24 protein-coding genes are annotated in these 26,499 nt (G+C 60.9%); 8 read left to right on the top strand and 16 right to left on the bottom strand.

The genetic code is table 11. The features are described 5' to 3' along the window. Nucleotides 1-3: 3 nt before the first annotated feature. Nucleotides 4-825 carry a symmetrical bis(5'-nucleosyl)-tetraphosphatase gene (locus tag ACW5W7_RS15680; RefSeq protein WP_456502303.1) on the top strand — a complete coding sequence of 274 codons (822 nt, stop codon included), beginning with the start codon at nt 4-6 and terminating at the stop codon, nt 823-825. A 65-nt stretch (nt 826-890) separates the two neighbouring features. On the opposite strand, the gene ACW5W7_RS15675 is transcribed toward ACW5W7_RS15680, so the two are convergent. Next, nucleotides 891-1,376, bottom strand: coding sequence for a 2TM domain-containing protein (locus ACW5W7_RS15675; protein ID WP_456502302.1), 486 nt, complete (start codon nt 1,374-1,376; stop codon nt 891-893). A gap of 128 nt (nt 1,377-1,504) precedes the next feature. Continuing rightward, the gene (locus ACW5W7_RS15670; protein WP_456502301.1) at nt 1,505-2,494 is read right to left on the bottom strand and encodes a luciferase-like monooxygenase; all 990 of its coding nucleotides are present in this window, start codon (nt 2,492-2,494) and stop codon (nt 1,505-1,507) included. 312 nt (nt 2,495-2,806) lie between these two features. Here ACW5W7_RS15670 and ACW5W7_RS15665 point away from each other — a divergent pair, with 312 nt between their 5' ends. Together ACW5W7_RS15665 and ACW5W7_RS15660 are read left to right on the top strand one after the other, a co-directional pair. Then, on the top strand, nt 2,807-3,247 hold the full coding sequence (locus tag ACW5W7_RS15665) for a DUF1842 domain-containing protein (protein ID WP_456502300.1): 441 nt from the start codon (nt 2,807-2,809) through the stop codon (nt 3,245-3,247). A gap of 130 nt (nt 3,248-3,377) precedes the next feature. Next, nucleotides 3,378-6,302: an HD domain-containing phosphohydrolase gene (locus ACW5W7_RS15660; RefSeq protein WP_456502299.1), complete on the top strand. Its 2,925-nt coding sequence runs from the start codon at nt 3,378-3,380 to the stop codon at nt 6,300-6,302. Between the two features lie 132 nt (nt 6,303-6,434). Here ACW5W7_RS15660 and ACW5W7_RS15655 read toward each other — a convergent pair whose 3' ends face one another. From ACW5W7_RS15655 to rplU, 4 genes are all read right to left on the bottom strand, one after another. Then, nucleotides 6,435-7,805 (bottom strand): YjiH family protein, encoded by a 1,371-nt coding sequence (locus tag ACW5W7_RS15655; RefSeq protein WP_349921176.1) that lies wholly within the window; start codon nt 7,803-7,805, stop codon nt 6,435-6,437. Nucleotides 7,806-8,177: 372 nt separating this feature from the next. Further along, complete coding sequence (gene cgtA / locus ACW5W7_RS15650; RefSeq protein ID WP_434665914.1) at nt 8,178-9,383, bottom strand: Obg family GTPase CgtA; 1,206 nt, start codon at nt 9,381-9,383, stop codon at nt 8,178-8,180. A gap of 188 nt (nt 9,384-9,571) precedes the next feature. Further along, nucleotides 9,572-9,829, bottom strand: coding sequence for a 50S ribosomal protein L27 (rpmA, locus tag ACW5W7_RS15645; protein ID WP_005911261.1), 258 nt, complete (start codon nt 9,827-9,829; stop codon nt 9,572-9,574). A gap of 17 nt (nt 9,830-9,846) precedes the next feature. Beyond that, nucleotides 9,847-10,158: a 50S ribosomal protein L21 gene (gene rplU / locus ACW5W7_RS15640; protein ID WP_005304210.1), complete on the bottom strand. Its 312-nt coding sequence runs from the start codon at nt 10,156-10,158 to the stop codon at nt 9,847-9,849. Between the two features lie 242 nt (nt 10,159-10,400). On the opposite strand from rplU, the gene ispB reads away from it, so the two are divergent. Next, complete coding sequence (gene ispB, locus ACW5W7_RS15635; protein ID WP_456502298.1) at nt 10,401-11,372, top strand: octaprenyl diphosphate synthase; 972 nt, start codon at nt 10,401-10,403, stop codon at nt 11,370-11,372. Nucleotides 11,373-11,458: 86 nt separating this feature from the next. Here ispB and ACW5W7_RS15630 read toward each other — a convergent pair whose 3' ends face one another. From ACW5W7_RS15630 to ACW5W7_RS15585, 10 genes are all read right to left on the bottom strand, one after another. Continuing rightward, entirely contained in the window at nt 11,459-11,647 is a 189-nt protein-coding gene (locus tag ACW5W7_RS15630; protein WP_349921173.1) for a DUF2065 domain-containing protein, read from the bottom strand. Between the two features lie 97 nt (nt 11,648-11,744). Continuing rightward, the gene (gene hflC / locus ACW5W7_RS15625; RefSeq protein ID WP_349921172.1) at nt 11,745-12,629 is read right to left on the bottom strand and encodes a protease modulator HflC; all 885 of its coding nucleotides are present in this window, start codon (nt 12,627-12,629) and stop codon (nt 11,745-11,747) included. 3 nt (nt 12,630-12,632) lie between these two features. Further along, nucleotides 12,633-13,784, bottom strand: a complete 1,152-nt coding sequence (gene hflK, locus ACW5W7_RS15620) for an FtsH protease activity modulator HflK (RefSeq protein WP_349921171.1) — start codon at nt 13,782-13,784, stop codon at nt 12,633-12,635. A 91-nt stretch (nt 13,785-13,875) separates the two neighbouring features. Further along, on the bottom strand, nt 13,876-15,162 hold the full coding sequence (gene hflX, locus ACW5W7_RS15615; protein WP_349921170.1) for a ribosome rescue GTPase HflX: 1,287 nt from the start codon (nt 15,160-15,162) through the stop codon (nt 13,876-13,878). Between the two features lie 63 nt (nt 15,163-15,225). Beyond that, a complete protein-coding gene (hfq, locus tag ACW5W7_RS15610) occupies nt 15,226-15,489 on the bottom strand; it encodes an RNA chaperone Hfq (protein WP_011704864.1) in 264 nt (87 codons plus the stop codon). 73 nt (nt 15,490-15,562) lie between these two features. Then, nucleotides 15,563-16,495 carry a tRNA (adenosine(37)-N6)-dimethylallyltransferase MiaA gene (gene miaA / locus ACW5W7_RS15605; RefSeq protein WP_456502297.1) on the bottom strand — a complete coding sequence of 311 codons (933 nt, stop codon included), beginning with the start codon at nt 16,493-16,495 and terminating at the stop codon, nt 15,563-15,565. Between the two features lie 48 nt (nt 16,496-16,543). Continuing rightward, a complete protein-coding gene (gene mutL / locus ACW5W7_RS15600) occupies nt 16,544-18,430 on the bottom strand; it encodes a DNA mismatch repair endonuclease MutL (RefSeq protein WP_456502296.1) in 1,887 nt (628 codons plus the stop codon). A gap of 93 nt (nt 18,431-18,523) precedes the next feature. Next, nucleotides 18,524-20,047, bottom strand: a complete 1,524-nt coding sequence (locus ACW5W7_RS15595; protein WP_456502295.1) for an N-acetylmuramoyl-L-alanine amidase — start codon at nt 20,045-20,047, stop codon at nt 18,524-18,526. After that, entirely contained in the window at nt 20,038-20,511 is a 474-nt protein-coding gene (gene tsaE, locus ACW5W7_RS15590; protein WP_349921166.1) for a tRNA (adenosine(37)-N6)-threonylcarbamoyltransferase complex ATPase subunit type 1 TsaE, read from the bottom strand. Before tsaE ends, ACW5W7_RS15595 begins: the two co-directional genes overlap by 10 nt. 17 nt (nt 20,512-20,528) lie before the next feature. Continuing rightward, nucleotides 20,529-22,028 (bottom strand): NAD(P)H-hydrate dehydratase, encoded by a 1,500-nt coding sequence (locus ACW5W7_RS15585; RefSeq protein WP_456502294.1) that lies wholly within the window; start codon nt 22,026-22,028, stop codon nt 20,529-20,531. A 123-nt stretch (nt 22,029-22,151) separates the two neighbouring features. On the opposite strand from ACW5W7_RS15585, the gene queG reads away from it, so the two are divergent. From queG to ACW5W7_RS15565, 4 genes are all read left to right on the top strand, one after another. Next, entirely contained in the window at nt 22,152-23,315 is a 1,164-nt protein-coding gene (gene queG, locus ACW5W7_RS15580) for a tRNA epoxyqueuosine(34) reductase QueG (protein WP_456502293.1), read from the top strand. An 82-nt stretch (nt 23,316-23,397) separates the two neighbouring features. Next, nucleotides 23,398-24,141, top strand: coding sequence for a polyphosphate--glucose phosphotransferase (ppgK, locus tag ACW5W7_RS15575; protein ID WP_349921163.1), 744 nt, complete (start codon nt 23,398-23,400; stop codon nt 24,139-24,141). A gap of 660 nt (nt 24,142-24,801) precedes the next feature. Then, nucleotides 24,802-25,845 (top strand): methionine ABC transporter ATP-binding protein MetN, encoded by a 1,044-nt coding sequence (metN, locus tag ACW5W7_RS15570; protein ID WP_456502292.1) that lies wholly within the window; start codon nt 24,802-24,804, stop codon nt 25,843-25,845. Then, a complete protein-coding gene (locus ACW5W7_RS15565; protein ID WP_349921161.1) occupies nt 25,826-26,479 on the top strand; it encodes a methionine ABC transporter permease in 654 nt (217 codons plus the stop codon). The genes metN and ACW5W7_RS15565 overlap by 20 nt, the downstream gene beginning before the upstream one ends. The last annotated feature ends 20 nt before the right edge of the window (nt 26,480-26,499 follow it).

The following is a 26,499-nucleotide window of genomic DNA, read 5'->3' as shown; positions in this document are numbered from 1 at the left end:
TTCATGGCGAACTGTTTTGTCGGCGACATTCAAGGCTGCTACGACGATCTGCGCCGTCTGCTGGATCTTGCCGAATTCGACTCCGATAACGACACCCTCTGGCTGTGTGGCGATCTGGTCGCCCGCGGCCCGGACTCGCTCAATACACTGCGCTTCGTCAAGTCACTGGGGAACCGGGCAGTCACCGTGCTCGGCAACCACGACCTGCACCTGCTGGCGGTGGCCAACGGGGTGGCGCCGCTCAAGAAGAAAGACAAGCTGCATTCCCTGATGGAGGCGCCGGATCGGGACGAACTGCTGGAGTGGCTGCGCCAGCGCCCCCTGCTGGCGGAACATCCCGATCTTCCCATCATGATGATCCATGCCGGCCTCTCCCCCGCCTGGGATGCCCGTACCGCCCGCAACTGCGCCCGCGAGGTCGAGAGTCTGCTGCGCGGGGATCAATACCAGTGGCTGCTTCACAACATGTACGGGGATCAACCGGATAGCTGGGATGACAACCTGCTGGGGATAGAGCGCTACCGCTACATCATCAACAGCTTCACCCGCATGCGTTTTTGCTACTTCGACGGACGACTCGACTTCAAATGCAAGAAAGGTCCGACTGAATCCACCCCTGGCCTGCGCCCCTGGTTCGAGCAACGGGAACACCATGTGGACGATCCCATACTGGTGTTCGGCCACTGGGCGGCCCTGATGGGCGCCACCGGCAAAGATGACATCAAGGGGCTGGACACCGGCTGTGTCTGGGGCAACAGCCTCACCCTGTGGCGCTACGAAGATGACGCCCTGATCGCGACCCCCTGCCCCGCTTACGCCAAGTGAAGCGCTTCCAATAAGACGGGCCCGGCATCGCTGCCGGGCCCGTTTTTTTATAGAAACAGCAGAGGCTAGAGTTTACGACCCAGCCGTTTCTCCACCTGCCGCCGCTCCCACTCGGGACCGAACATCTTGAACGGCTGGAACAGGTTGATGGCATGGGACATCAGCCCCAGCCCCCAACCCAGCGCCGGCCACCAGGCCCAGATGTAATCCGGGTTGCTCAGGTAGTTGATAATGAACAGTCCCGTCATCACCAGCACGTAGCTGATGAGGTGACCATAGAACCCCTTGAGCCCCTCGACAAACTTCATCGCCTCCCGCTCATCTCGCGCCACATGCACCGAACCTTGACCATCTAACTCATGCCCTTTCATCTCGCTCTCCTGCAGTTGAGTCACGTCGAGCTCAAAGACGGAGGCCAGGGCCTTGAGGGATTCCAGTCCGGGTTGCTGCCCCTGTTCGATCCGCTGTATGGTGCGCACACTCAGACCAGACAGGGTGGCCAACTGCTCCTGTGACCAGCCCCGCTGCAATCTCAATTTCCTGACTATCATCATCGGCTCCTCGTGATATTGGACAGGGCCAGCATAGGGACAGGGGCAAGGCAGCGACACGACAAAGCCCTGACATCAACCTGACTGTCGTGTTAAATCAATACCTTACAGTTAATCACGTCCACGACTCAGAGGCTCTGCATCAGCTCGGCCGCAATCTCGAACGAGTGCAATCTGGCCTCGTGGGAGACGATGGGACCGTTGAACATCAACTCGTCTGCCCGGGTCTCTGCCAACAGCGTCTGCAAACCGTGGCGCACCTTGTCTCTGTCACCCACCAGGGAGCGGGCCAGAGTCTGCTCCATCGCCATCAACTCTCGCGGTGACCACTCCTCCCCCAGATCCTGTACTGGCAGGGGCAGCTTGCCCGCATCGCCGCGATAGAGCCGCAGGAACTGCTGCTGCAAGGTGGTGAACAGGAAGCGGGCCTCCCGCTCGGTATCCGCCGCGATCACATTGATGCAGACCACGGCGTGGGGCTTGGGCCAACGGGCAGAGGGGCGGTACTGGGTACGATAGAGCTCCAGGGCCTGCAACAGCAACCCGGGCGCGAAGTGGGAGGCGAAGCCGAACGGCAGCCCCATGGCCGCCGCCAGCTGGGCGCTGTAGAGGCTGGATCCCAGCAGCCAGATGGGGACATGCAGCCCCTGACCGGGGACGGCCTGCACGGCCCCCACCTCGTCACCGAAGTAATGCATCAGCTCGCGCACATCGGCGGGGAAATCATCCACCTCGCCGCTCTTCTGGCGACGCAGGGCCTGCATGGTGCGCTGATCGGTACCGGGCGCCCGTCCCAGCCCCAGATCGATACGATCCGGATAAAGGGAAGCCAGCGTGCCAAATTGCTCGGCAATCACCAGGGGGGAGTGGTTCGGCAGCATGATGCCACCCGCCCCCAGCCGCAGTGTACGGGTGCCAGTGGCCAGATGGCCGATCAACACCGAGGTGGCGGCACTGGCAATGCCCGGCATGTTGTGGTGCTCCGCCAGCCAATAGCGATGATAGCCCCACTGCTCCGCATGGCGGGCCAGATCGAGGGAGTGGCGAAACGCGTCGGCAGGGACCGTGCCTTCGGGGACGGGAACGAGATCGAGGACGGAATAAGGGATGGCGGACATGGGACACTCCATTGCGTCGGGTTCAACAGGCTGTGGGCAATGTAGCATGAGATATCTCAATGCCCCATGCCTGACCACCCTGGAGCTGGGATCGGAGTTACCTGATACGCAGCCCTGACAGCATTGCGGGATGAATGTAACTAATTGTTATTATTTAACTTTAAAACAATTCACATTGCTTTATGTCAGTCTCTGGCCGTCGTCAAGTGGCACTTTATACACTAACGGCCAGCTTCGCACGGCACTACCCTCAGTGGGCTCGTCATCTGTTGTGGGCAGGACTCTCAACACGACCAACCGGAGAACACAGGCATGAATGCGACAACTGATACCAAGACCGGCCTCTTCCTCGCCACCTTCGACATCGGGAAATCCATACCGGGCGCCCCTCTGCTGCGTCTCAACCTCAGCGTCTATACCCCGGGCGAGACCCTGAACGGCGTCGCCCACCTGACCCAGGCCACCAATCCGCCACTGGATCAGGCCTCGGAGGTCAAGGGCCAATACACCTACATGTGTGTCATGCCCAAGCAGTGCCACATCCTGGTGACGGCCCAGGGCTACCCCATCATCAAGTGGCCACAACATGCGGGCATAGGCCCCGTGATCCTGCCCAACTTCGAGCTGCGAATGGTGCTGAGCGAGGACTGGAAGTCCGGCACCGCCAACTACAAATATCAGGATAACCAGCAGAAGTGGCACGAGGTGAAAGACGCCCCCGTCACCCTGGTGCCCGCCGCCGTACTGGCCTGATCCCGGCGGCCCCAGCGGGCCGCTTTTTTCCCTCGAATATTCTTCTGTCAGCTACTGTGTTTTTTGTCATCCTTCGAACACACTGAATAGTCGCCAAGGCGATGGATGAGAGTGGGACAAGGATGCGTCCATGACAAAATCAAAGCTCAACTGCCGGCCCTTCTATGTGCATATCGCCACCCTGTTCATTCTGCTGTTCAGCCTGCTGGGAGGACTCCTCATTGTATTGCAGTACCAGCAAGGCATGCAGCAGGGGCAGGAACACGAGCGCCAGAGCTTTCTGCAATATCGCGAACAGCTCGCGCTGACCCTCAAGCTGAACGAACGACCGGCCCGCATGTCCCTGAGCCTGCTGCGCAGCGGGCAACTGGCAGCCATGCCCGATCTGGAGGCGCGCCTCACTTATCTGCCGCAGCTCGCCGAGGTACTGGGCAACAGCAGCAGCTATGGCGCCATCTATGCGGGTTACCAGAACGGCGACTTTTTCCTGGTACGCAAGCTGACCAAACGTGCCAGGGAGCGGCTGGATCAGGCCCCACCCGCCAGCACCCTGCTGGTACAGAGCCTGAGTCAGGGCCAGGGGGAATTCCTCTACTTCGACAAGCGGCTGCATCTGCTCGAACGCAGGCTCATGCCGGACTACCGCTTCGATCCTCGCAGTCGTGACTGGTACAAGGAGGCCCGCTGGCAAAACGGCATCATTGCGACGCACCCCTATCTCTTCTTCACCACCCGGGAACCCGGCATGACGTTGGCGGTGGAGAGCGACGATCGTCAGGCGGTGATTGGGCTGGACATGGGGGTCGAGGGACTCTCCGCCCAGATAGGCAGCCTCTCCCTGCCCAGCCACTGCCAGCTGGTACTGTTCGATGAAATGGGCACTCTGCTGGCCGCCGATCCCAAGCGGCTGCCGAGTTTCGACCAATTGAGCCGTCTACCGACGCTGTCGGCGCTAGCTCCCCCCGTGCTGACCTTGCTACAGCAGCAGATAGCGACCCATCCCACTCTGCTGCACGGCCCGGACGAGCAGACCCTCACCCTGACCACAGCGGACAAGAATGATTGGCTGGTGAATCTCTCCCCTCTCGGGGAGGGTTCTCCCTTCTATATCGCCCTGCTGGCACCGATGGAGGCGTTGACGGCGCAAGCCCGTCACGAGGCGCTGCAGAACCTCATCTTGACCCTGGTCGGCTTACTGCTCCTGCTGCCCATCATCTGGCTGGTGGCCAGACAGACCGCCGCCCCGCTGCTGGCATTGACCCAGGAGGCGAAGCTTATCCAGCACTTCGACTTCAGCGAACGCAAGGTGCCCGACACCCCCATACAGGAGATCGACGATCTGGCCCGAACCATGTCAGGCATGCGGCTGACTCTCGGCAACTTCATGAACATGGGACGGGCGCTCTCCGCCGAGCGCCGCTTCGACTCCCTGCTCAGCCGCATCCTGCATGAGACGGTGGCGGCGGCACAGGCCGAAGGAGGTTGCCTCTATCTTGCCCAGGATAAACAGATGACGGCGGTACAGGCCCTCTGGCAGCAGCAGCCGATCCCTTGCGAGCGGGTACGCTGGCAGGAGGCGCTGCTCGGCGGGCTCTATCATACGGAGCGGCTCAGCCTGCCTCTGGATGAAGAGCACTGGCAACAATATCTGGCGGACTGGGGCCCCTTTCCCGGCCCCCATCAGCTGCTGGCCGAGCCTCTCTACAACCACCGTCAGGAGCTGATCGGCTGCCTGCTGCTGATCCTGCCCCGATGCTCGGCCGCCGAGCTGGCGTCACGCATCAGCCTTATCGAGGCATTGGCTGGCATGTCCGCCTCCGCCATCGAAAACCAGCGTCTGCTGGAAGAGCAGAAGCAGCTGCTGGAAGCGTTCATCGAGCTCATCGCCGGTGCCATCGATGCCAAGAGTCCCTATACCGGTGGCCATTGCCAGCGCGTGCCCGAACTGACCCGCATGCTGACACAGGCAGCCTGCAACCAGCAGCAGGGTCCGTTTGCCGACTTTCGACTCAATGAAGAGGAGTGGGAAGCCATCCATATCGCGAGCTGGCTGCACGACTGCGGCAAGGTCACCACCCCCGAGTTCGTGGTCGACAAGGCCACCAAGCTCGAAACCATCTACGATCGCATCCACGAGATCCGCACCCGATTCGAAGTGCTCAAACGTGATGCCTACATCGAGGAGCTGGCATCCCGCCTGCCAGCGCAAGAGCGGCAGACGTGCCAAGACGCAGTGGCCCCGCTCTGGTCCACTCTGGATGAGGAGTTTGCCTTCGTCGCCGAGTGCAACCTCGGGGGAGAATGGATGGCGCCAGAGAAGCTGGCGCGGCTGGATGCCATTGCCGGCAGAACCTGGCTGCGCACCCTGGATGACCGACTGGGGGTAAGCCGGGAGGAGCTGAAACGCCATCCGGATGGTGCAGCCCCCACCCTGCCCCGCCTCGAGTCCCTGTTGGCAGACAAGCCGGAGCATCTCATCCCCAGACCCAAACAAGACAAGCTCACCGAGCACAATCCCTGGGGTTTCAAGGTCAAGGTGCCTCCCCAGCTCTATAACCGGGGGGAGCGCTACAACCTCGCCATCTCCCGCGGCACCCTCACGGAGGAAGAGCGCTACAAGATCAACGACCACATCGTCCAAACCATCCGCATGCTGGAGCGCCTCCCTTTCCCCCAGCACCTTCGCAAGGTGCCGGAGATCGCCGGTGGTCATCACGAACGGATGGACGGCAAGGGCTATCCGCGCCAGTTGCAGGGATCACAGATGAGCATTCCCGCCCGCATCATGGCCATTGCCGACGTCTTCGAGGCACTGACCGCCAGCGATCGCCCCTACAAGTCCGGCAAGACGGTCTCCGAGGCGCTCACCATCATGCTGCGCATGGTGGAGGAGCATCACATCGATCCGGCGCTGTTCACCCTCTTCATCGAAAGCGGCGTCTGGCGCGACTATGCCGAGCAATTCCTCTCCCCGGCACAGCTCGATGAGGCGCAGTGCCAGACTCTGCTCACCGGCGGTGTCAGCTCCGCAAAGGTATCCAACCTGTCGCCATAAGGAAGAACCTTGGGAGCCGGGAGCGCCTTGTGGTCAAGACAGAATTGCAGGTTCAAGCGGGTGAGAAGCCCAATCTTGCCCATAAAAAAACGGCCAACCCGAGTTGACCGTTTTGAGTTGCCAGAGCGCCACTTAGAACAGCAGGTGAGCAACACCAGCGATGACCGGCAGGGTTACCAGGGTGCGCAACAGGAAGATGACGAACAGCTCCCACAGCTTGACCGGGATCTTGCTGCCGAGCAGCAGGGCGCCCACTTCCGACATGTAGATGAGCTGGGTGACCGACATGGCGGCAATGACGAAGCGGGTGATGTCGCTCTCTATGGTCGAGGCCAGCACCGCCGGGATGAACATGTCCGCAAAGCCGACCATGATGGTCTTGGAGGCCGCCTCGGCCTCCGGCAGCTGCAACAGCTCCAGCAAGGGCACGAAGGGGGCCCCCAGCCAGTTGAACACGGGGGTGTGCTCCGCCAGCATCAGGGCACAGGTACCGATGGCCATCACCACCGGTAGCACGCCAAACACCATGTCCAGGGCATTCTTCACCCCTTCCCGCGCCACGGCGCCGAGATCCGTCATGCTGTCGGCCTTGGTCAACGCACGCTGGTAGCCATAGCTCAGCACGCTGTGCTGATGGGGAATGGCCTCCTGCTTGCGACACAGGGGGGTACCATCGCTGTAGACATCCTTCTTCCAGGATAGCGGCGGCAGGCGCGGCACGACGATGGCGGCCACCACACCGGCCAGACAGACCGTCAGGTAGAAGGGCACGAACATGTGCTCCAGTTTCACCTGGGAGATCACCACCAGACAGAAGGTGATGGAGACCGCCGAGAAGGTGGTGCCGATGACGGCGGCTTCCCGCTGGGTGTAGAACTTGCCTTCATACTGCTTGCTGGTAAGCAGAATGCCGACGCTGCCATCGCCGAGCCAGGAGGCGAAACAGTCCACCGCCGAGCGACCCGGCAGACGGAATACCGGCCGCATGATGCGGGTCATCATGGTACCGACGAACTCCAGCAGACCAAAGTCCAGCAGCAGTGGCAGCAGCAAGCCCGCAAAGATGAACACCGAGAACAGCACCGGCAGCAGATCGTGCAGCACCAGGCCGCCGGTCGCACCGGAGCGCAGCACCTCGGGCCCCGCCTCGAAGAAGGTCAGCAGCACGAAGATGCCCCCCAGCACCCGCACGCAGGCCCAGAATGGGGAGACGTTGAACAGGCTGTTGAGGAAAGGGCGACGCACCAGGATGGCCGGCTTGAACAACCAGGCGACCAGGGTCATCAGCATGGTGGTGGTGATGATGGCACTGACCATGGCCACCAGATGATCGGCGAACACGACCTGCACCAGTTTCGCCAGCACGGCGACGGGGATGGTAACGTTGCCGTCATAGATGACCGGGGTCATAAACAGCAGGATCCCGATGAGAGACGGGATGAGGAACATCAGCAGGTTGCGGCGAGTATGAACCGCCGGCGCCTGCAGGGTCTTTTCCAACATGATTTACAGCCTTCTTGTGACTTTTCCTTCAGCCAGGCCGCCTGCATATTCATGCCCTCGCCCGACAAACGGGCGCAAGAATAACCCAAATAAATGCACAAACAAGCTTTTAACGGATCATTTCAAGCATAAATATTTTTACAGACAAACCATCCATAAGAACAAACCAAAACAGTCATGCATATTGATTCAACATCAAATAGTTAGCATATTGTTTCAACAAGGTTAAGTTCAGCTGCGCAGTATAAATTGTCACGAACAACAGGCAAGAAGCTGCATGGCAAATATATCTATAAGGTGATCCCGTCGAGCTTCCCATAAAAAAACCGGAGCCTGTTGCCAGGCTCCGGTCTCGTCGCGACAAGGTGAGGATCAGTCGCGCACGTAGATGACTTCGACGCCGTCGTCGTCTTCGTCATCCCAGTCATCGTCGTCATCCAGGGCGTCGTCGAAGGCCTTGGAGGCCGCCAGCGCTTCCGCCTCGGCCTGAGCCAGCTGGTTCTTGTGGTAATCATCCCACTTGAACTCCACCTTCTCGATGGCTGCCTTGGCATCGGCCTCCAGCTGACGGGGCATGGTATCCAGCAGATCCAGGATGTCGTAGCAGACTTTCTTGGTCCCTTCCTTGGTGATGGCGGTGATGGCGTAGACCGGCCCTTCGTGGTTGAGGGCGGCCTTGACTCTGTCCATCACTTCCTGGGCTTCTTCTTCCAGGATCAGGTCCATCTTGTTGAATACCAGCCAGCGCGGCTTGCTCGCCAGCTCCGGGCTGTATTTCTCCAGCTCGCGGACGATGGTCACTGCATTGTCGGCAGGATCCGAGCCATCCACCGGGCAGATGTCCACCAGGTGCAGCAGCACGCGGCAACGTTCCAGGTGCTTGAGGAAGCGGATGCCAAGGCCTGCGCCTTCTGCGGCCCCTTCGATCAGGCCCGGGATGTCGGCGATGACGAAGGAGCGGGAGTTCTCGCCCCGTACCACACCGAGGTTCGGTACCAGGGTGGTGAAGGGATAATCGGCCACCTTGGGACGAGCGGCGGAGACGGCACGAATGAAGGTGGACTTGCCGGCGTTGGGCAGGCCCAGCATGCCGACGTCCGCCAGCAGCAGCAGCTCCAGCTTCAGGGTGCGCACTTCACCCGGGGTGCCGTTGCTCTTCTGGTACGGAGCGCGGTTGACCGAGCTCTTGAAACGGGTGTTGCCAAGGCCGTGGAAACCGCCCTTGGCGACCAGCAGCTTCTGGCCGTGGGTCGTCAGATCCCCCAGCAGTTCGCCGGTGTCTTCATCGCTGGCACGGGTACCGACCGGCACGCGCAGGGTACGATCCTTGCCGCGGCGACCGGTACAGTTGGCGCTCTGGCCATTCTCGCCGCGCTCGGCGGCGTGGAAGCGCTCGAAGCGATAGTCGATCAGGGTATTCAGGTTCTCGTCGGCGATCAGATAGACATCGCCACCGTCGCCACCATCGCCGCCGTCCGGGCCGCCGTTCGGGATGTACTTCTCGCGGCGAAAACTCACACAACCGTTACCACCGTCACCGGCATCGACTCGAATCTGGACTTCATCAACAAACTTCATAGGTAACCGTCACCTTCAATTCGAAAAACCGATACGCAATTATAGTGGTACAGACCCCTGCGGGCGAGACGCATCTGGCCGACGGGCCCGTCTTCGCCAGCACTGCCGCGTGCCGTTTTTTCGTCAAACTCATCAGAAAAACAAAAGCCCCGCCTGTTGGCGGGGCTTTGGATCCTTGCGGTCCGTAATTACTCAGCAACGATGCTGACGTACTTACGGTTTTGCGGACCTTTTACTTCGAACAGCACTTTACCGGTCGCAGTTGCGAACAGAGTGTGGTCGGTGCCCAGGCCAACGTTGGTGCCAGGGTGGAACTTGGTGCCACGCTGACGAACGATGATGCTGCCTGCCAGAACTGTTTCGCCGCCGAAACGCTTAACGCCCAGGCGTTTAGCTTCAGAATCGCGACCGTTGCGGGATGAACCGCCAGCTTTTTTGTGTGCCATCTATCGGACTCCTCTAATTAAGCGCTGATGCCAGTGATTTTGACTTCAGTGAACCACTGACGGTGGCCCGCTTGCTTACGGTGGTGCTTACGACGACGGAACTTGACGATAGTCACTTTCTCGCCACGGCCGTGAGCCACAACTTCAGCTACAACCTTGCCACCTTCAACGAAAGGAGCACCTACTTTAAAAGTGTCGCCTGCAGCAACCATCAGTACTTCGTTGAAGTCGATGGTAGCGCCAGTCTCTACGTTCAGCTTTTCCAGACGAACGATTTGACCTTCGGCCACACGGTGTTGTTTTCCGCCGCTTTGGAATACCGCGTACATTTGATTAACTCCGTAAAGGCGTGTCTTTTGCTCAAGGCCAGACACGCGCAAAAACCTATAACAATGGGCGGGCATTCTACGCAGAACGATTTGCCGAGGCAAGGCCATTTTAGCAAAAAGTTTATTTTGTGCGCATATCCCTCGCCGTGAATAAACGCTTAACTGTAACCCATTGTGAAATCGTGTAGAATCCCCGCCATTGCTAAAAACGCAGTAAATGCTGCCGTCACGTTACGAGACTTATGGACCAACAGACTATCCGTGCGCTCTGTGCCGCCGACATGACGGCGGTCAATGAACTGATCCTGGCCAGGCTCCAGTCCGATGTCAGCCTGATCAACCAGCTGGGTTTTTACATTGTCAGCGCAGGCGGAAAACGGATGCGCCCCATGCTGACTGTCATGGCCGCCCGCGCTCTGGGTTATGAGGGTGAGGATCACCTGAAACTGGCCGCCATCATCGAATTCATTCACACCTCCACCCTGCTGCACGATGACGTGGTCGACGAGTCCGATCTGCGCCGCGGCCGGGAGACCGCCAACGCCCTGTATGGCAATGCCGCCAGCGTGCTGGTGGGCGATTATCTCTACAGCCGCTCCTTCCAGATGATGAGCGAGCTCTCCAACCTCAAGGTGATGGAGATCCTGTCGGATGCCACCAACACCATCGCCGAAGGGGAAGTGTTGCAGTTGATGAACTGCAACGATCCGGATACCACGGAAGAGAGCTACATGACGGTCATCTACTGCAAGACCGCCAAGCTGTTCGAGGCCGCCACCCGCCTCTCCGCCGTGCTGACCCATCAGCCCGCCGCCATCGAGCAGGCCATGACGGATTACGGCAAGTACCTCGGCACCGCCTTCCAGATCATCGACGATGTGATGGACTACTGCTCCCAGAGCGACGAGATGGGCAAGAACGTCGGCGACGACCTGGCCGAGGGCAAGCCCACCCTGCCGCTGCTGCGAGCCATGGCCGCAGGCACGCCTGAGGAGCGCCAGCTGGTACGCGATGCCATCGAGCACCGCAATGGCATGGAGCATCTGGACCAGATCCTGGCCATTCTGGATCGTACCGGGGCACTGGAGTATTCCCGCCAGCGGGCCCGGGAAGAGGCCGACAAGGCCATCGCAGCCCTTGCCATACTGCCGGACTCCGAGCACAAGCAGGCCTTGGCCACCCTGGCCGAGATGGCTGTCCAGCGCAGCGCCTAAAAAGCTCTCATCCAATAAAAAAAGAGGCCATGGGCCTCTTTTTTTATTGTCTGTTACCTGACCATCGACCTGCCGCTTCACGGCATTCAGTGGCTCAGCGCCCAGAGGATCACGGCTCCCGCCACCACCAGACAGCCACCGATGCGGCGCAACTGCTCCGGCGGCTGATCGCTCATCAACCTCAGCATCTGCTGCCAGGCCTTTGGCATCAGCAGGGGGCCCAGGCCCTCGAACAGCAGGAGCAGCCCCAGCCCCATCAGCATGGATGTCAGCATTCTCTTTACTCCTATGGACGAGCCTGCCATGGCGAGCTCATCCCGCCGAAATAAAAAGGGCCTGAATCATCAGGCCCTTGTATCGATTGTTCGTCTCTTACTGGTTGCCAGCGTGCGGCGACTTGAGGTAGCGGAAGAACTCGCTGTCCGGTTTCAGGACCATGAGGTCGTTGCCACCGGCGAAGCTCTTGCGGTAAGCCTCCATGCTGCGCACGAAGTTGAAGAACTCGGGATCCTTCTTGTAGCTGTCCGCATAGATCTTGGCGGCCTCGGCATCCCCTTCACCTCGCAACTGACGCGCATTACTCTCGGCGTCGGCGATCATGACGGTGACCTTGCGGTCGATGTCGGCACGCAAGATCTCGGCCTGCTCGCGACCCTGTGAACGGTGTTCACGGGCAACGGCGGTCCGTTCGGCACGCATCCGCTGATAGATGGAGTTGGACACTTCCACCGGCAGGTTGATCTGCTTGATCCGCACATCCACCACCTTGATGCCGAGCTCGGAGGAGCGCGCCATCTTCATCAGTGCATCTTCCATCACGGTACTGCGCTCACCGGAGACGATGTCCTTGATGGTGCGATTACCGATCTCGGAACGCAGACCGTTGTTGATCTTGCGCTTGAGCAGGTCTTCGGCCTGGATCTTGTTGCCACCACCGGTCGCCAGGTAGTACTTGGAGAAGTCCTCGATCTTCCACTTCACGTAGGAGTCGATGATGAGGTCTTTCTTCTCGGAAGTGACGAAACGATCCGCCTGGCCTTCCAGAGTCTGGATACGGGCATCCATCTTGCGCACCTGATCGATGAGCGGCACCTTGAAGTGCAGGCCCGGCTCATAGAGGCGGGGCTCGCCGGAATCGACGCGCTTCACCTTGCCGAACTGCACGACAATGCCTTTCTGCCCTTCATCGACGATGAAGACGGAAGAGAAGCAGACCATGGCGGCCACAGCGATGACACCAATAGCTATTTTCTTCATCTATTAGTTTCTCCCTGTGCTGAAACGATCACCGCCACGCAGCGGGGTCGGAGTGGAGTTGGCGCCTTCGTTGGACGGCTGGGCCGGCTCCACCGCAGGAGTGCCAGCCGGACGTGCCGGTTGCACCGCATTCGCCTTGCCAGACAACTTGTCCAGGGGCAGGTAGATCATGCTGTTGTTGCCAGCCGGCATGTCGACCACCACCTTGTTGGTTTGCTGGTAGAGCTCTTCCATTGTTTCCAGGTAGATACGGTCACGGGTCAGCTCGGGCGCGGCCTGATACTGGGGCAGCAACTCGTTGAAACGGGCGACCTCACCCTTGGCCTTCAGCACGATCTGGGACTTGTAACCTTCGGCTTCCTGTTCCAGGCGCTTGACCTGACCACGGGCCTTTGGCTCCACTTCACGGGCATAGGCTTCCGCTTCACGAATGAAGCGCTGCTCATCTTCCTGGGCGGAGATGGCATCATCGAAGGCGTCTTTCACCTCTTCCGGCGGACGCGCCGGCAGGAAGTTGACGTCGACGATCTGCAGACCCATGTGGTAGGGCTCGATGATGCCATCGATCACCTGCCAGGTCTCCTGACGCACCTTCTCACGACCGGTGGTCAGCACGTCGTCCATCTTGGTGTGACCCACCACGTAGCGCAGGGCGCTGTCGGTGGCCTGGCTCAGGCTTTCGTCCGCATTGGTCACGCTGAACAGGTACTGCTCAGGGTCAACCACGCGATACTGCACATCCATCTCGACCCGAACCACGTTCTCGTCCTGGGTCAACATGAAGCCGGAGGCGGGCAGGGAGCGCACGGACTCCACATCCACCGGGATCACCTTGTCGATGAAGGTCGGTTTCCAGCGCAGGCCGGGATCCACGTTGTGGGAGTACTCCCCGAAGCGCAGCACCACGCCACGCTCGGCCTCGCGAACGGTGTAGAAGCCGCTGACGACCCACACCACCACGGCGACCACCAGGGCGATGGAGAGGCCAAACTTGCCCACATCACCGCCACCCGACTTGCCGCCACCCAGCAGGCCACCGAAACGGCGACTCACCTTGCGCAGCATCTCATCCAAATCAGGAGGTCCCTGATTCTTGCCGTTATTCCCCCAAGGGTCACGGTCTTTGCCGTTGTTACCAGGCTCATTCCAAGCCATCAGCGTCTCCATTAATACATGCGGATGGATATCATCTCTATCGAACATCGAGGGATGACGAGGCGGCTAAGCACTCATCATCATGAACTCATCAATGTCTGATAAAGCGTTGTAAACTCTCACCTTCTTGCTTCATGAGGCGGTTCCAGTCGGCCACTTGCAAGCGCACCTCCAGGACAAAATCCCCTTCCTCGCTGAAACCTTCCTGCTCGATGCCCTTGAGCCGATAGAGCGCACTGCGCAATCTGGCGGCCGAAGGGGGTAACTGCAGGGTGTGATGGACCATGGATCCGGCCAGCAACTCGGTCAGGGCCTGGAACAGGTATTCACTGCCCTCCCCGGTCTGGGCGGATAGCCAGACCCGTACCGGGCGCCCTTCTTCATCCCGTTCCAGACCGGCGGGTCTGTCGGCCAGCTTGTCGATCTTGTTGCAGATCATCAGCTGGGGACGGTCATCCGCCTCGATCTCGGCCAGAACGGTCTGTACTGAATCGACATTTTCCTGCATCTGCTCGTCGGCACAGTCCACCACGTGCAGCAGCAGATCCGCTTCGCGGGTCTCCTGCAGCGTCGCCTTGAAGGCCGCGACCAGATCATGGGGCAAGTGTCGAATAAATCCAACCGTATCCGCCAAAATCACATCACCCACATCCTGGATCACCAATTTACGCAGGGTAGGGTCCAGAGTTGCGAACAGTTGGTCGGCAGCATACACGCTGGCATCTGTAAGTTGGTTGAACAAAGTGGATTTTCCGGCGTTGGTGTAGCCAACCAGAGAAACCGTCGGCACTTCGTTGCGGTTGCGGGCACGACGCCCCTGCTCCCGCTGCTTCGCCACCTTGTCGAGTCGACGCAAAATCGCCTTGATGCGTTCCCGCAGCAGGCGTCGGTCGGTTTCAAGCTGGGTTTCGCCCGGGCCGCGCAGGCCTATCCCCCCCTTCTGACGTTCAAGGTGGGTCCAGCCGCGGACCAGACGAGTAGAAAGATGGCGCAATTGGGCCAGTTCGACCTGCAACTTGCCTTCGTGAGTACGGGCACGCTGGGCGAAGATATCCAGGATCAGGCCGGTTCTGTCCACCACCCGGCACTGGAACAGACGCTCCAGGTTTCGCTCCTGGGCGGGGGTCAGGGCATGGTTGAAGATGACCACGTCAGCATCCAGCATCTGCACCTGGTCCGCGATCTCTTCCGCCTTGCCGCTACCGACAAAAAACTTGGCACTGGGTGCACTGCGACTGGTGGTGATCACCCCCAGCGCATTGACACCAGCCGAGCTCACCAACATCTTGAGCTCTTCCAGATCTTCCCGCTCACCCTCATCACTGAAGTTGACATGTACCAGAACGGCCTGTTCACCAGCTTCATAACGGTCAAACAAGCGCTTGCTCCTTAACAGTTTTCACGATGAATCCGAGTTGGCGAGTCTGCTCGCCGCCAGCTATCACGCCTCGGCTTCACCCTGTTCTTCACCGGCAGCGCCCGGGGCGTGCTGATGATGGTTGACGGCACGGGCCGGCACCACGGTAGAAATGGCGTGCTTGTAAACCATCTGGCTCACGGTGTTTTTCAGCAAAATGACAAACTGGTCAAACGATTCGATCTGACCCTGCAGTTTGATGCCGTTAACCAAATAGATAGAAACAGGAATCCGCTCACGGCGCAGCGCATTCAAAAACGGGTCTTGGAGAGATTGCCCCTTAGCCATCTTTCTTTTCCTTATAGTTTGTTGTTTTTTAAACACCGGAGATCAATATAACAACCTGATTATACAGGGAGTGTCAAGCCGCACCAGCACGGGTAACGACCCTTGCCAGATTGCCAGACTCACCAGATTCCAACCAGGTCAAATCAGACCAGCCGCGCAACCAGGTCATCTGACGCTTGGCCAATTGGCGGGTGGCCACGATGCCACGATAACGCATCTCATCATATCCGACTTCCCCCATCAGGTAGTCCCACATTTGGCGGTAGCCAACGCAGCGGATGGAAGGCAGATCCGGGGTGAGATCCCCCCGCTCATAAAGCCCCCTGACCTCTTGCTCGAAGCCGTTCTGCAGCATTAGATCGAAGCGCTGCTCGATGCGCTGGTGCAACACGGCGCGATCGGAAGGTGCGATGGCAAACTGGTGCACCCGATAGGGCAGCCCTTCCCCCTGCACCTGGGTCAGCTCGGTGAGCGTCTTGCCGCTGATGCGATAGACCTCCAGCGCCCGACTGAGCCGCTGCGGATCATTGGGGTGAATGCGGGCCCCCGCCACCGGGTCGATGCGCACCAGTTCGTCGTGCAGCGCCTGCCAGCCGAGGCTGGCGGCCTGTGCCTCGATGTCGGCCCGGGTGGCCGGATCCGCGGGCGGCAGGGGGGAAAGCCCTTCCAGCAGCGCCTTGAAATAGAGCATGGTGCCCCCCACCAGCAGCGGGATGCGACCCCGTCCGGCGATGTCGCTCATCTCCCGCAAGGCATCACGACAAAAATCCGCCGCCGAATAACTCAACGCGGGATCGAGAATGTCGATCAGGCGGTGCGGCGCCAGCGCCAGTTCGGCGGCCGTCGGCTTGGCAGTGCCGATATCCATGCCGCGATAGATGAGCGCGGAGTCCACGCTGATGATGTCGCAGGGCAGGGCCTTGCACAGTTCGATGGCGAGATCCGTCTTGCCGGAGGCCGTCGGCCCCATCAAAAAAATTGCAGTCGGCAACTCAGCCACGTTCATCTTCCTCTGGCACCGGCCAGTTGCGACAAGGCACAACCTCGGGGTCGTTCACTGCCCTTGGCCGCCGTCCGGTGCAAATTCTGCCAGCACGGTCGCCAGCGAAAGCGGGCGCACCATGCGAATGTCTGCCAGTTGGTCACTGAAATCGGCAACGAGTTCCGTCAGCAATCGACTAGCCGTTGAAAAATCATATATTTTTTCGGCGCTGATGCCCTGTTCCACCAGCCATTGGCATACTACCTGAGCCAATTGCTCCCCATCACAGTCAGATCCACTGTCGATCAACTGCAGCAATTCGGGCAAGAGGCGCACCAGATCGGTCTGGCGCAACAGGGCCGGCACCCGAGTCAGGATCATGGTGTCGCGCCCGCCGCTTTTCAACTCCAGCCCCACCCGTTTGAGCAGACGTTCTTGCTGCTCCACCAGGGCTATCAGGTTTTTCGGCAGCTTGAAGGAGACCGGCAGCAGCAACGGCTGGGCCGCCAGCCCCTGACCCCAGGCATCCAGCAGCCAGTGACGCAGCAGCAAACGCTCCGCTCTCACCAGGGAGAGCAGGAACAACTGCCCCTGACGCTCCAGCAGCAGATAAGCCTGCTCCACCAGGGTCAGGGCACGATAGCCTCCGGCGTCGAGGAACTTGTCCACCGATTGCGGAGCAGGAGCCGGACCGTCCGTCGCGACGGGTAGGGTCGTGAGCAGGACCCCCATGCCGCGCATGGCCTCAGCACTAGGCGGCTCGGGCGGCTGATAACCACCGCCACTCGTCACTCCCCCTTCACTCACCGACCTTGGCGCTGTGGTGGCAGGAGCCCGGTAGCTGTGCTCGGCACCATACCACTCCGGGCGGGGCGCCTGACCGGGATATTCTATTTTTGGCGCGGATGGCAATTCGATTTCACTGCCTGCAAGCGGTGCATCAACAGGATCTGCCACCACAGCCTCACGATGCAGCGCACTGAACAGGGCCTGGAAGATGAAGTCGTGGATGAGGCGAGCCTGATGGAAGCGCACCTCATGCTTGGCGGGGTGCACGTTGACGTCCACCTGGCGCGGGTCCAGCTCGATGTAGAGCACGTAGGCGGCGAAGCGATCCGGGGGCAGCAGCTCGTCATAGGCCTGGCGGATGGCGTGATTGATGAGCTTGTCGCGCATCATGCGGCCGTTGACGTAGGTGTATTGCAGATCGTTCTGCGGCCTGGCGCCGGCCGGGGTCGCCAGCCAGCCCCAGAGCCGCACGTCACTGTGCTCGCTCTCCACCGCCAGGGCGTGGTGCATGAAGGGGGTACCGCAGACGGCGGCGAGGCGCCGCTCCTGCTCTTGCACCGTGTTGGCACACTTGTACTGGCGCACCACCTTGCCGTTGTGGCGCAGGATCAGGGTGGTATCGAAGCGGGAGAGGGCGATGCGGCGCACCAGCTCATCGATGTGGGCAAACTCGGTCTTCTCGCTGCGCATGAACTTGCGCCGGGCCGGGGTGTTGAAGAAGAGATCCACCACCTCCACCGTCGTGCCCACCGGATGGGCCGCCGGCTTGATGGTGACGTTCATCTCTCGTCCCTCGGCCGCCGCCTGCCAGGCCTCACTCTGCTCCGCGGTGCGGGAGGTCAGGGTGAGACGGGAAACGGAGCTGATGGAGGCGAGCGCCTCCCCGCGAAAGCCGAGGCTGTTGATCCCCTCCAGATCGTCCAGGGTCGCCACCTTGGAGGTGGCGTGGCGGGAGAGTGCCAGCACCAGCTCGTCCCTCGGTACGCCGCCGCCGTTGTCACGGATGCGGATGAGCTTGGCGCCCCCCTTGTCGATGTCTATTTCGATCCGATCCGCCCCCGCATCCAGGCTGTTCTCCACCAGCTCCTTCACCACGGAGGAGGGGCGTTCCACCACCTCGCCTGCGGCAATCTGGTTGGCCAGGATGGGGGGCAATATACGGATCGGCATCGGTGGCTCCTGAGAGTGGATCTGGGGGATGCCCATGCGGTCATCCCCACGACAAAGGCGTCAGCAGGCAGGCATCACGCCCCCGGATGGGTATCATCGGGGGATGTAGAGCACCTGACCTATCTGGATATCCCGCGACTTCAACTTGTTGATCTCCACCAGCCGTGCCTGACTCACCCCGTGCTTCTCGGCGAGGCGGGAGAGGCTCTGGCCACGGGTGACCACGTGGCGGATCATCTTCGACTTGTCGATGCTCTGGGCGCTGCTGGCCGATGCACTCGACTCCTTGGCCGCGACTTTATAAGGCTTGATCACCCCGGCTCCCGAGGCGCTGCCCACGCTGCTGACCGGGGCACCGTCATCACTGCTGCGGCTGGTCGCCGGCATGCGGTTGACCACCTGCTGCTGGGGCGCGGCCACGGCTTTTGGCTGCACTGGCTGGCTGGCCACCACGGCCTTCTGTCCCTTGCCGGTCAGCATGGGGCCCTTGGTCGGGTGGCTGCGGTAATAGGTGCGGATCCCCTCGAAGATGGCGCGGGCCAGCTGATCCTGATAGCTGGCGGTGGCCAGCAGCTTCTCTTCCGCGTGGTTGGAGATGAACCCCGTCTCTACCAGCACGGAGGGGATGTCGGGGGCCTTCAGCACCGCCAGACTGGCGTGCTCCGGGGCCTTCTTGTGCAGCCGAGCCACCTTGCCCATGGAGCGCAGGATCTGGCGGCTCACCTCATACCCTTCGGCCCTGGACTTGTCCATGGAGAGGTCGAGGAAGGTCTGTGCCAGATAGGGGTTGGGATCGGACTCTGCCAATACCTTGCCGACGCCCCCCAGCAGTTCCCCCTGCTTCTCCTGCTTCTCCAGCCAGCTGCCCATCTCGCGGTTGGCGCGATTGGTCGACAGCACCCAGACGGAGGCACCGCGCGGAGTGGAGTTGTGGAAGCTGTCCGCATGCACCGACACCAGCAGATCGGCCTTGGCCTTGCGGGCGATCTCGGATCGCTTGTTCAAATCGACGAAGTAGTCGCCACGACGGGTCATCACAGAACGCATGCCGGGCTCCCGATCGATCAGAGCCGCCAGCTTCTGGGAGACCGAGAGAGTCACCCGCTTCTCATAGGTGCGGCGCGGGCCGATGGAGCCCGGATCCTCCCCGCCATGGCCGGGGTCGATGGCGATGACGATGGGCTTGCCGTGGCCACCCACCGGGCTGGACTGGGCCGCGGCGGCGGCGCCTTTCTCTTCATAGGGCAGATCGATGACCAGACGGTGGCCATAGGGACCCGCCGGGGCCAGCGGGAACACAACCGGCTTGATGGCGGTACCGAGATCCAGCACCAGTCGCAGGCTGCCCTTGTCGACCGGCGTGCTTTCGCGGATCTTGCGCACCAGCTCGCTCTTGTTTTCGATGCGCGCCAGATTGGTGGCGTTGCTCGCCCCTTTCAGGTCGATCACCAGCCGGCTCGGACCCGAGAGGGTGAAATAGTTGAAATTGGGCGCGCTGCTCATGTCGAGCACCACCCGGGTGTTATCCGGCGATGGCCATACCCGCACACTCTTGAGCTGATTCGCATAAGAGGGCAGGGCCAGCAGGGAAAGCATTACAACAAGGATCAAGCGCACTGAGATGACAACCGTTCCAGAATGGCTTCGCCAATAGCAGTGCGGGCCACTATCCGGGCCTCACGCTGCTCGTTTACATACGTCAGGGTAATCTCGAGATCGGGGGCGGGCAGCCAGCCCTCTCCCTTTTCCGGCCACTCCACCAGACAGAGGGTATCTGCGCCGAAATAGTCCCGGATGCCCATGAACTCCAGCTCTTCCGGATCCGCCAATCGATAGAGATCGAAGTGATAGACCTGCCAGCTGGCCAGCTCATAGGGTTCCACCAGGGTATAGGTCGGACTCTTAACCTTGCCTTGATGGCCGAGCCCTTGCACCCAGCCACGGGTCAATGTGGTCTTGCCGGCCCCGAGGGCGCCGTGCAGGAATACCGTGGTCGCCTGCTGGCACGCCTGTGCCAGGCGTCCACCCAGAGCCACTGTTGCTGCCTCGTCCGGCAGTGTCATCATCAACTGTTTTGCCATGCTCTTCTTATAACTTGTTACTGTGTCGGATTGACCAGACGGCGGATCCAGGGCAGCAGATCCGATGCCAGCATGCCACGCTCCCCATCGGCCGCGGCCAGGTCAGCCGCCTCGCCATGGATGGCGACGCCGAGCCAGGTCGCCATGGTGGCAGACCAGCCCTGGGCCAGGAGGGCGGCGATTATACCAGATAACAGATCCCCCATGCCGCCACTGGCCATGCCGGGATTGCCCTCTCTGCAAAGCACAGTCTGCCCCCCGTCACTGATGAGGGTGCCCGCCCCCTTGAGCAGCACCACGCCGCCGTAGCGTCGTTGCAGCAGGGTGACGGAGGCAAAGCGGTCGGCCTCCACCTCGGCGATGGTGCAACCCAGCAAGCGGGCCGCCTCCCCCGGGTGGGGCGTGAGCACCCAATTATCCTGATGACGGGGCTCCTGCGCCAGCCAATTCAGTCCGTCGGCATCCAATACCAGAGGGCCCGGGATCTTCATCTCGCGCTCAAACTGGGTACGGGCCCACTCATTTCGGCCAAGCCCGGGGCCCAGCACCCGTACCCTGGCCCAGCCAGGATCATCGCCGTCAGACCCCATCAGTTCGGGTTGCACCAGGCTGGCGGGAGGCAGATCCGGGTGCTGACACAGGCGCACCAACCCGGCCCCTGCCCGCAAACAGGCCTGTCCCGCCAGCAGAATGGCCCCCTGCATGCCAAGGTTTCCCCCCACCAGCAGTACCCGGCCGTTCTCCCCCTTGTGGGCCGAGCGAGGGCGCGCTGGCAGGCAGGAGAGGAGCCTGGGATAGTCGATGCGCCAGGCGGCAGGGGCCATGTCATCTTGCATCGTCACCCCCAGAGCGTCGCAATCGAGCTGACCCACCCCATCCACCCCATCAGCGGTCAGCATGCCCTGCTTGATGCCGATGAAGGTGAGTGTGCGGGTCGCCCGCACCAGCGCCCCCATGGCACGGCCGGTATCACCGTTGAGCCCTGAGGGGAGATCCACGGCCAATACGGGTGCAGCCAAAGCGTTGATGGTTGCGACGATCTTTGTCATGGAAGGGGTCAGCGGGATATGGACACCGGTGCCAAGCAGTGCATCCACCACCAGATCCGGCGTCGGTAGCAGACTGAAATCGGCCTCGTCGGCCAGCACCACGGCGCCCCCCTCACCCAGCCAGGCATAGGCGGCCCGCTTTGCATCCCCTTTCAGCAGGTGGGGAGCCCGGCTGGCAATCACTCGGGGATCGAGGCCCACCTTCTTGGCGAGGCGGGCCAGCACATAGCCATCGCCACCGTTGTTGCCGGGACCGACGAAGATCCACCAATGGTGACCATGGGGCCAATGATGACGGGCATAGTGGCACAAGGCGCCACCGGCACGCTCCATCAGCGCGTAGGTGTCGCTCTCCTCCACCTGGGCCCAGCGCCGCTCCAGCAGACGGATCTGCTCGGTGCGCCACAGGGGCTGTGCTAGACTGAGGCCTTCATTTTTGCTGATAGCACCTTCGATAACCTGCACCATGACGGCTCCTCATCCCCATCATCCTGTGATCCGGACCTGTACCGGGCCCATGACGCGGCTCCGCTCACTGCCCTGCGTGTTCCCCCGGCGCCCGTCTGCCTGGCAGAGGACCAGCGGCGCAGCATGACGACAGCCGAACTCCATCAGCTGGCCCAAGATATCAAGCTCTGGGCACGCGAGCTAGGATTTGACCAGGTCGGGATCACCGATACCGACCTGCGAGTCGAAGAGCCCAGACTGCAAGCCTGGCTGGATGCGGGCTATCACGGCACCATGGATTACATGGCGCGTCACGGCATGATGCGGGCACGCCCCCATGAGCTGCTGCCCGGTACCAAACGGGTGCTGTCGGTGCGCATGAACTACCTCCCCTTCGAAGCCGGCTTCGCCAGCACCCTGCGAGATCCCGCCCTCGGCTACATCAGCCGCTACGCCCTTGGACGCGACTATCACAAGGTACTGCGCAACCGCCTCAAGCAGTTGGGGGAGCGCATCGAACAACGCTGCCAGGCACTCGTCCAGGCCTCGGGTCTGCCACTGGATGAGGAGCCAAACTGGCGCCCCTTCGTCGATTCGGCCCCCGTGCTTGAACGCCCCCTTGCCGCCAAGGCGGGGCTCGGCTGGGTGGGCAAGCACTCGCTGCTGATCAATGAAGTGGCGGGCTCCTTCTTCTTCCTCGGGGAGCTGCTCATCAATCTGCCCCTGCCCCTGGACACACCGGTCGAGAAAGAGCAGTGCGGCAAGTGCGTGGCCTGCATCAACATCTGCCCGACCGGCGCCATCGTCGCCCCCTATGTGGTGGACGGACGACGCTGCATCTCCTATCTCACCATCGAGAACGACGGCCCCATTCCCGAAGAGTTTCGGCCGCTCATGGGCAACCGCATCTACGGCTGCGATGACTGCCAGCTCATCTGCCCCTGGAATCGCTATGCTGATGCGAGCCCGGAGGAGGACTTCAAGGCGCGCCCCAACCTGCATCGCCCTCCCCTGCTCACGTTGTGGGGCTGGTCAGAGCCTGAATTTCTCAAGCACACCGAAGGCAGCCCCATCCGCCGTATCGGCTATCAGCGCTGGCGCCGCAACCTGGCGGTGGCGCTGGGCAATGGTCTTGCCAGCAGCGAGGTCATGGCAGCGTTGCAACAGGCACTGGAGAGCGCCGACCCCATGGTGGCGGAGCACATCCAATGGGCGCTGGCAACGTTGGCTCGGCGCCAGCAGGATGAGAACAGGAAGAAGACATTGTTGATCCGCTGCATCGAAAAAGGATTGCCAGATCACGCCTGAGCGATCAAATCCTTGCCTGATGACAGCCATTTTTTCATGCTCTGCCGAATTTGATCGTCGGCACACAACAAGGAACATTCTGATGCAGATGTTGGGAGTAGATATAGGCGGATCCGGGATCAAGGGCTGCCTGGTCGATACGAAGACCGGCGAGCTCATCGGGGAGCGCTACCGTCTGGCCACCCCGCAGCCGGCCACCCCCGCCGCCATCGCCCATACCCTCAAGGCTCTGGTCGAACACTTCGAATGGAAAGGGCCGGTGGGCTGCGGCTTCCCCGCCATCATCCATAACGGCATCGCCAAGAGTGCCGCCAACATCGACAAGAGCTGGGTAGAAACCGATGCCGCCCACCTCTTCTCTGACGTGACCGGCCTGCCCTGTCACGTACTCAACGATGCCGACGCCGCCGGCATCGCCGAGATGCGCTTTGGCACTGGCCAGCACCGCAAGGGAGTCGTCATCCTCATCACGGTCGGCACCGGCATCGGCACCGCCGTCTTCGTCAATGGCCAGTTGCTGCCCAACACCGAGCTTGGCCACCTGATGCTGGAAGGCATGATTGCCGAGCACTACTGCTCCGATGCGGCCCGCAAGCGCGAGGATCTCTCCTGGAGCCGCTGGGGCAAGCGTTTCAACAAGTATCTGGCCCGACTGGAGTTTCTGTTCTCCCCGGATCTCTTCATCCTGGGGGGTGGCAGCGCCGCCAAGCTCGACAAGTTCATCGACAAGATAGAGACCCGGGCTCCCCTGGTGGCGGCGGCCAGCCTCAATCAGGCAGGCATCATTGGTGCCGCCCTCTATGCAGAAGCCCAGCAAGGGCAATGATCCCGACAAGGAAAAAATGACAGGCCCGGCCATCGCCAGGCCTGTCATTATGCAAAGCGGCCGCACCCGCGCGTCGCAACAACGGGCAATCCGCCCAGGATTGTCTGTCAACAAAGATGGCGCCTTCTCTGTCGGCAGACGAAGGAGGGCAATAATCCAGAACGCCCTTGCTCCTTTATCTCTTCATCAATGGGCCTCAATCTGCCCTCTTCTGCCATCGCATTTCCCCTGAATAAAAAGCAGGCTCGACATAATCTGGCTGTTTATTGTTCTGAATTCATGGGGATGAGAAAAAAAGAGAACGAGACAAGATATTAATATTCATGTCATCTTGGGGGCTATCGGCAGGAGCCGTGCGCCAACCATCCGACTAAAACCAGTGAAACAACAACTTGCGAGATAAAAGCCGTCATATGAACGGAAGTTTTGTTTTGGTTTCGAATTATATATTCATGCTTTTGATGACCCACTTTGCCATAGCCAGATAGCGGCAATCCTTATCCATTTTTTAGACGTCTAGACGTCAAAACATGCGTTGACATGGCCGTCCGGACATCTTAGCATCATCCACCATAATGGCAGAGCAACCCAGTGTAACCTCTGCCCAATTCACCCGCCTGTAGCGCCCTGTGCTTTAAGGCTGTTAGCACGGAAGAATCCATGATTAAGTTGATCGGTCTCAACAAAGTCTACGGTAAAGGCAGTGATGCCGTGCACGCCCTGCGTGATGTCAGCCTGCATGTGCCCCAAGGCAAGATCTTCGGGGTGATCGGTGCCTCCGGGGCCGGCAAGAGTACCCTCATTCGCTGCGTCAACCTGCTGGAGCGTCCCACCGAGGGCCAGGTCATCGTCGATGGCCAGGATCTGGTCGCCCTGCCCGAGCGGGATCTGACCCAGGCTCGCCGCCAGATCGGCATGATCTTCCAGCACTTCAACCTGCTCTCCTCCCGCACCGTGTTCGCGAACATCGCCTTCCCGCTGGAGCTGGCAGGCTGGAGCAAAGCCCAGATCCAGACACGAGTCGAAGAGTTGCTGGCCCTGGTGGGGCTGGAAGCGCGCGCCCAGGCCTATCCGTCCGAGCTGTCCGGCGGCCAGAAGCAGCGCGTCGCCATCGCCCGCGCCCTGGCGCCCGCCCCCAAGGTGCTGCTGTGCGACGAGGCCACCTCGGCCCTGGATCCCCAGACCACCCGTTCCATCCTGAGCCTGCTCAAGGAGATCAACGTCAAGCTGGGGCTCACCATCCTGCTCATCACCCACGAAATGGACGTGGTGAAAGGGATCTGTGACGAGGTTGCCATCATCAGCGACGGCCGCCTCATCGAGCAGGGGGAAGTCGCCTGGTTCTTCAGCAATGCCAAGACCCAGCTGGCCCGTGACTTCATCCACTCCACCATCCATCTGGAGGTGCCGCAGGAGTACCAGGAGCGGATGAGCCCGGATCGCGTCCCCGGCAGCTACCCCCTGGTCAAGCTCGGCTTCACCGGTACCACCGTCGATTCACCACTCATCTCCGAGGTGAGTCGCCGCTTCAACATCGATATCAGCATTCTGAGTGCGGACATCGAATACGCCGGCGGGGTCAAGTTCGGCTTCCTGCTGGCCGAACTGTTCGGGGACGAGGCCCAGTGCGAGGCGACCCAACAGTTCTTCATCGACAACCACATTCAGCTGGAGGTAATGGGTTATGTCCGAAGCCATGATTAATCTGCTGATCTCAGCACTCGGCGACACCCTGATCATGGTGTTTGCCTCCGCCCTGTTTGGCTGCCTGCTCGGCCTGCCGCTGGGTGTCGCGCTGCACGTGACCAAGGCAGGCCAGATCCTGGCCAACCCGGTGTTGAACCGGACCCTCGGCATCATCGTCAACGTCGGTCGCTCCGTGCCCTTCATCATCTTGCTGGTTGCCATCATTCCGCTGACCCGCTTCATCGTCGGGACCAGTATCGGCACCATCGCCGCCATCGTGCCGCTGACCATAGGCGCCGTGCCCTTCATCGCCCGCCTGGTGGAAGGGGCCCTGATGGAAGTGCCGGACGGTCTGCTGGAAGCCGCCAAGGCCATGGGGGCCAAGCCCCTGCAAATCATCACCAAGGTGCTGCTGCCCGAGGCCCTGCCCGGCATCCTCAACAGCGTCATCATCACCCTCGTCACTCTGGTCAACTACTCCGCCATGGCCGGTGCCATCGGGGGGGGCGGCCTCGGCGATGTGGGTATTCGCTACGGCTACCAGCGCTTCGATCCCACCGTCATGCTGGTCACCGTGGTCATTCTGGTGGTGCTGGTTCAACTCATCCAGAGCGCGGGTGAGCGCCTGGTTCAACAATGTGATCATCGTTAATCGTCGATTTCTGACAGGAG

It is taken from the genome of Aeromonas intestinalis (assembly GCF_054052485.1).
This window is presented reverse-complemented; position numbering and strand designations above follow the sequence as displayed.